Source organism: Burkholderia sp. Bp9099, assembly GCF_003857805.1.
GTDB lineage: Bacteria > Pseudomonadota > Gammaproteobacteria > Burkholderiales > Burkholderiaceae > Burkholderia.
In genome coordinates this window covers 1-6,009 of the sequence record NZ_QTPU01000069.1, presented here as the reverse complement: position 1 = coordinate 6,009, position 6,009 = coordinate 1, and the positions used below count along the sequence as shown (strand labels likewise).

4 protein-coding genes and 4 pseudogenes are annotated in these 6,009 nt (G+C 53.7%); 5 read left to right on the top strand and 3 right to left on the bottom strand.

What is annotated here, in order from left to right; genetic code table 11:
* Window positions 1-394: 394 nt before the first annotated feature.
* From DIE17_RS36755 to DIE17_RS36745, 3 pseudogenes are all read right to left on the bottom strand, one after another.
* Window positions 395-932, bottom strand: a pseudogene (locus DIE17_RS36755) (transposase); the annotation flags it as partial.
* 12 nt (window positions 933-944) lie between these two features.
* Window positions 945-1,118: pseudogene (locus tag DIE17_RS36750) on the bottom strand (Arm DNA-binding domain-containing protein); the annotation flags it as partial.
* Window positions 1,115-1,472: pseudogene (locus tag DIE17_RS36745) on the bottom strand (transposase); the annotation flags it as partial. The pseudogenes DIE17_RS36750 and DIE17_RS36745, both read right to left, overlap by 4 nt.
* 470 nt (window positions 1,473-1,942) lie before the next feature.
* On the opposite strand from DIE17_RS36745, the gene DIE17_RS36740 reads away from it, so the two are divergent.
* The 5 genes and pseudogenes from DIE17_RS36740 to DIE17_RS38495 all read left to right on the top strand — a co-directional run.
* A complete protein-coding gene (locus DIE17_RS36740) occupies window positions 1,943-2,725 on the top strand; it encodes an ABC transporter substrate-binding protein (RefSeq protein ID WP_124489859.1) in 783 nt (260 codons plus the stop codon).
* A 277-nt stretch (window positions 2,726-3,002) separates the two neighbouring features.
* Complete coding sequence (locus DIE17_RS36735; protein ID WP_124489860.1) at window positions 3,003-3,692, top strand: ABC transporter permease; 690 nt, start codon at window positions 3,003-3,005, stop codon at window positions 3,690-3,692.
* 3 nt (window positions 3,693-3,695) lie between these two features.
* On the top strand, window positions 3,696-4,409 hold the full coding sequence (locus DIE17_RS36730; protein ID WP_124489861.1) for an ABC transporter permease: 714 nt from the start codon (window positions 3,696-3,698) through the stop codon (window positions 4,407-4,409).
* A gap of 66 nt (window positions 4,410-4,475) precedes the next feature.
* The gene (locus DIE17_RS36725; RefSeq protein ID WP_311767606.1) at window positions 4,476-5,264 is read left to right on the top strand and encodes an ATP-binding cassette domain-containing protein; all 789 of its coding nucleotides are present in this window, start codon (window positions 4,476-4,478) and stop codon (window positions 5,262-5,264) included.
* 552 nt (window positions 5,265-5,816) lie between these two features.
* Window positions 5,817-5,933: pseudogene (locus tag DIE17_RS38495) on the top strand (porin); the annotation flags it as partial.
* Window positions 5,934-6,009: the final 76 nt, after the last annotated feature.

The following is a 6,009-nucleotide window of genomic DNA, read 5'->3' as shown; positions in this document are numbered from 1 at the left end:
GCAAAAGGCTGACTGTACTGAAAGGTGGCTCAGATTTACTTCGCGCGAAGTGGCTCATTATTACTTTGCGCCCAACACCTTGAACACTCGTTGCTTGGAGGGCTTCAACCCATCGCGTGTGCCAGTAAGGACAGTGCATGGAAGCACGCTCGTCATCGGGCAGTCCCGATAGACGATGTTGACGACTCACGACGAGCAGTTGGATACCGATCATTTGCGGACCGTCAGCGAGTCGCGCTGCCTCGGCCGGACGCGAACAGCAGAGGCGCGACGGTTGCTACTACACACCGCTACGCCACGGCGGATGTCGAAGTGATGCGACGTGGCCTGGATAAGTCGTAAGCGCTCGACCGAGACCGTAGCGTAGGTCGTTGACGGCGAGAGATTCGCCGTGCTATCGGATGGGCTCGACAGCGAGCTGTAGACGGCAGCGACGGCGCCACGCTCCACGGCAGCAGCTCATCGATGCGGTTGATCGGCTGGTCAGCGATGTGCTCGAGCACGTAGGAGAGATACGCCTCCGGATCTAGGCCGTTCAGGCGCGCCGTATCAATCGGGCTATACATCGCCGCGGCACGTTCACCGCCGGAGTCGGCGCCGACGAACAAGTAATTCCGTCTGCCGAGGGCGACACCGCGCAACGCTCGCTCGGCGATCGGGTTATCAATCTCCGCACGCCCGTCGCTGCAGTAGTAGATGAGTGCTGGCCATCGATGCAGCGCGTACTAAATCGCCTTGGTCGCGTCGGATTTCGCACAGGGCGTGGTGAGCGTCGCTTCGAACCACCGCTTCATGTCGTCGAGCAGTGGCGCAGCTCGCGCCTGACGCGCGCTACGTCGTTCGTCAGATGGCTTGCCGCGGATCTGCTCTTCGATCTTGTAGAGTGCGCCGATCCGCAGCAATGCTTCCTCCGTGACGGCATTGGGGCGTACCATCGGAGTCGGCGCAGGCGAACAAGTACCCTCACGGACGGCACGACGGGCGTCGAGCAGCTTTTCCCGCGCCAACGCCAGCGAGATGCCCCCTCGACCATAGCGGCCAATGATCAGCATTTCTCGCCGCCCGATAACGCGGTAGCCGTATCGAAAAGAAACAGTGCCCGCCGGAGATACGGGTATCCGTCCGTCATCAGCACCGAGCCAGGCTGCACGCCGGCGTAGAGCTTCTGTGCATGTTGGGCGCCCAGACCCGTGGCTACGAGAACATCCGCACAGGCGGCCCTGAGCCTTTGAATTGAACACACAGGTAACTCTTTGCCTGCGGCCTTCGACCTGGTTTCTTCAGGACCTGGAACGTCGTTTCGTCGCCATCATTCAGGACCGATTCGAGGGGCGTGTCGCGCATCAGGTTGATCGCCGGCTGCGTGGCTAGGCCCACCGTACCCCGCTCGCTGCAAGCGTATTCGACGAGATGTCGCCTCCGAAGCGACGCAGCAGTGTGGCCTGGCGATACAGCGGCATTCCGTACTGTAAAGCAGCCGAAACCAATCGCTTCCGAGTATGCCCTATGCTAAATCCCGTCGGATGGTTAACGCTCTGAGGGCAGTTGACGGAAGCAACGATTTTTGTGGAGGTCGTTCCTCGAATGTTGACCTCGAGTCGTTCGCGGGGCGGCACGACCAGCCTGTTCCCCCGCCAGATTGACGTCTCCGCAGCTCGACCTCTCCGACAGATCTGCCCGCTGCTAGCACCGGAAAAACTATCTCATTCCTGCATAACCTATCGATTTCTTCGCATTGGACGCGATCGCAACGTGGCGCGCATTATTCGCCTACGCGCTGAAGATCGACTACGGCTCCTTGAAATTCAAGGAGTCTCGCTCGACCGTCACGCGCTGACGGGTCGCTTTGAGTCGCTCAAGGTAGGGGTGTTCGAGGTGGCTCAAGAACTAGGCGAACGTTCGACGGACGGCGCCCCTGCTAAACGCAAACGGAACTATTGTGATGAAGTTGAAAATGATTCTTGCAGCGCTCTGCATCGCCAGCGTGCCACTGGCAGCAGCGGCAGACGCCGTCAAACAAATCCGGTTTGGGGTCGACAGCTCTTACCCTCCGTTTGAATCCAAAACGGCAAGTGGCGAATTGACCGGATTCGACATCGACCTGGGAAACGCCATTTGTGCAAAGCTGAATGCAAAGTGTGTCTGGGTTGAGAATTCGTTCGACGGCATGATTCCGGCTCTTCAGGCACGCAAGTTCGATGCAATTAATTCCTCGATGTCGAAGAATGAGAAACGGGTAAAGGTGATTGATTTCACGAACAAGCTTTACGCACCAGTCGAGGCGTTGATTGTCAAGAAAGGCTCCCCGCTAGTCGCTACAACTGAGTCGCTCAAGGGCAAACGGGTCGGTGTGCTGCAAGGCAGCACCCAGGAGACATACGCTCGAAAGTACTGGGGTGGAAGTAATGTTGAAGTTGTCCCATATCAAACGCAAGACCTCATTTGGCCTGATCTCATTGCGGGTCGTGTCGACGCCGCGATAGCCTTCGCTCCTCAAGCAGATGCTGGCTTCTTGAAAACCCCACCGGGTAAGGACTTCGTCTTCGCGCAAGGCCCGGCCATCAAGGACGAAGCTATTTTTGGCCCAGGTGTTAGCATCGGCATCAGAAAGGGTGACACCGCGCTGCGCGACGCCATCAACGGAGCTATCGATAGTCTGAGAAAAGACGGCACGTACGACAAGATTGCGAAGAAGTATTTTAACTTCAACATCTACGGTAGCTGACCCGATTAAGCCGATTCGCAATGGGGTTTCGTAGCTTCCTGGGTGGTGCGCGATTGCGCCGCCGTGCCGAGTAGAAATCTCAAGAGCCGACGAAAACGAGCGCAAAGGATTCGCCAAATAAAGACGGACGTAGGCATCAAAAATGTTCTGCCGGTCAATGGCCATGCGTACAAAACATTGAACGTCAAGATTGGATCTGGTTGTACACACGAATCTAGTCGGCTCGACGCGACGCAAGGCCCCCTCACGCAAATCAAAACTCGACACGGAGACGTTTGTGTTTCTGTATGGATTCGGTCCGCTATTATTTGCGGGCACAATTAGAACGATTGAGTTGTCCCTCTTGTCGCTTGCCACTGCAATCGTCCTCGGACTGTTGGGCGCAATTGCAAAGCTCTCACATAAACGTTCTCTTAGAACTATTGGTGGTTGCTATACGACGCTTATTCGCTCAGTTCCAGACCTCGTCTTAATGCTGCTTCTGTTTTACAGTATCCAGATTGCAGTCAACAATCTGACCGATGCGCTAGGAATTTCCCAATTTGATATCGACCCGTTGGCTGCCGGGGTTCTAACGCTTGGCTTCATTTACGGTGCTTATTTCACCGAGACATTCCGTGGGGCATTCTTGTCGGTTCCACGCGGTCAGCTCGAAGCGGGTGCGGCCTATGGGATGAGCGGCACTCTCGTATTCAGGAGAATTTTGTTTCCACAAATGATGCGATTCGCGATTCCAGGAATTGGCAACAACTGGCAGGTTCTGGTTAAGGCGACGGCACTGGTATCAATTATCGGACTGGCCGACGTCGTGAAGGCGGCCCAAGACGCGGGAAAGAGTACGTACAAGATGTTCTTCTTCATCTTGTGTGCGGCTTTCATCTACTTGGTTATTGCGACTTTCTCGAACCTCGTTTTGGCGTGGCTGGCAAGGAATTACTCGTCCGGTGTGCGGCACGCGGAGCTCTGATTCATGATTGATATCCTCAACGAATTCTGGCGCGCCTTTCTTTATTGGGACGGGCAGCGGTTTTCTGGACTTGCGGTCACCCTCTGGTTGCTCGTCGCATCGCTTTTCCTCGGCTTCATTCTGGCTGTCCCACTTGCTGTAGCCCGTATATCGAACAATCGGTTTATTAGCGTTCCTGTCTGGTGCTATACCTATGTATTCCGGGGAACTCCGCTGTACGTGCAACTCCTGCTCATCTACACAGGTCTTTACGGTTTTGAGTTTGTTCGTTCGGCTGAGATATTGAGTGCCGTTTTCAGGAGCGGGTACTACTGCTCAATCATCGCGTTTGCGCTCAACACTTGCGCTTATACGACTGAGATGTTTGCCGGAGCGATGCGAACGACTAATCATGGAGAAATCGAGGCGGCTCGCGCCTACGGAATGAGTTGGTTCACGATGTACCGACAAATTGTCATTCCTTCAGCGTTGCGTCGTGCGTTACCACTGTATAGCAATGAGGTGATTCTGATGCTTCATGCGACATCCGTCGCTTTCACCGCGACAGTGCCCGATATCCTAAAAGTCGCTCGCGACGCCAATTCCGCGACATATCAATCATTTCAATCTTTCGGGATCGCAGCGTTGCTCTATCTCGTCGTTTCATTTTCGTTGGTGACAATTTTCCGGCAAGCCGAGCGACGTTGGCTCGCATATTTGAGTGTTCGGTCACGCTAAGAAAAATCCGATTGCCCTGGTTGGATGGTGAACGATGGGCTGCGATTTAGAAGGAATAGCATTTTAATGAAGACAACTCGAGCAATGGACTGCAAGCTCGCTGTCCACGAAATTCACAAAAGCTTCGGTGATAACGAAGTACTGAATGGTGTATCGCTTACGGCAAAAAAGGGTGACGTAATTAGTATCATCGGCGCGTCCGGGTCGGGAAAAAGCACGTTTCTTCGCTGCATCAACTATCTTGAGCAACCGAACTCCGGAAAAATCTTTCTCGATGGGAAAGAAATTAAAACGAAGAGGGATAAGACTGGCGCTTTGGTAGTTGTTGATCCCAAACAACTTCAATGCATGCGGACGAAGCTGTCGATGGTGTTTCAGCATTTCAATCTGTGGGCTCACATGAACGTGCTCGAGAACGTCATTGAGGCTCCGACACACGTGCTGGGTATTAGTCGAAAAGACGCTGAGGAGCGAGCCCGTGCATATCTTGAAAAAGTAGGCTTGCCGCCCCGTGTCGAGAAGCAATATCCGTCACACCTATCAGGTGGACAGCAGCAGCGAGTCGCCATCGCACGTGCGCTGGCGATGAACCCGGATGTCATGTTGTTCGACGAACCTACATCCGCCCTGGACCCGGAACTAGTCGGCGAAGTTCTCAAAGTAATGCAGAAACTTGCTGAAGAAGGGCGGACCATGATTGTAGTTACCCATGAAATGGGATTCGCACGGAATGTGTCGAATCACGTCATGTTTTTACATCAGGGGCGTACAGAGGAGCAGGGGCCTCCCGAAGAAGTGCTCAACACTCCTGGAAGCGAGCGGCTGAGGCAATTCCTTGCGGGAAGCTTGAAGTAAGTCAGCTTCACCGCCTTCACGAGTGCAACACACAAGATTGACCTGGATGCCAACCAAGAAGGTGACAGAAAAGGCTACAGAAATTTGTGGATGAGCAAGTCCTTGGAGGCTACGCGATGAAGCTGTGTTCTGAAGGGGACGACATGCGGATTCACGCGTGGATGGGCGTACAGGCAGATGGGAATCGCACGCCGAGATCATCGCAAGGCTGCTCTGATGGCCAGTCGCTGTTGCGCTTCATAACACTATTGGTCGGTTGGATTTGCTTGCGAAGCTCCCTGCTAGCTCGCCAGCCGAACTCTCAAAAGTATTAGCGTGAATCAGGCTGGCTAAAAGTATCCGTCGTACGGACAGGAGAATGCGTTCGAAGAGGTTCAAATGGTTACTTATTCGTGCGCTCGAAAGATAAGGATTTCACGAGATTGGAAATTGCTTCTCGCGGCGAGATTTTTATGCTCGCACGGAGTAAGCATTTTGTATTTCTTCGTCCAGCCTGTGATTTGAAGTGCGGTTGTTGGCCTATGTAGTCATTTCAATATTTGGAGACTTTCTATGAAAAAAACTATATGTGCAGGACTTGTCCTATCTTCTATTGCCCTACCGACATTCGCGCAGTCGTCGGTTACCCTGTACGGGTTGATTGATGAAGGGTTCAATTTTACGAATAATGGACCGGCCAGAGTTTCATAGACACTCACGAGCCGTTTAGCGCGTAGCGCCGCTCAAACTCTACAGGTGACAGGTC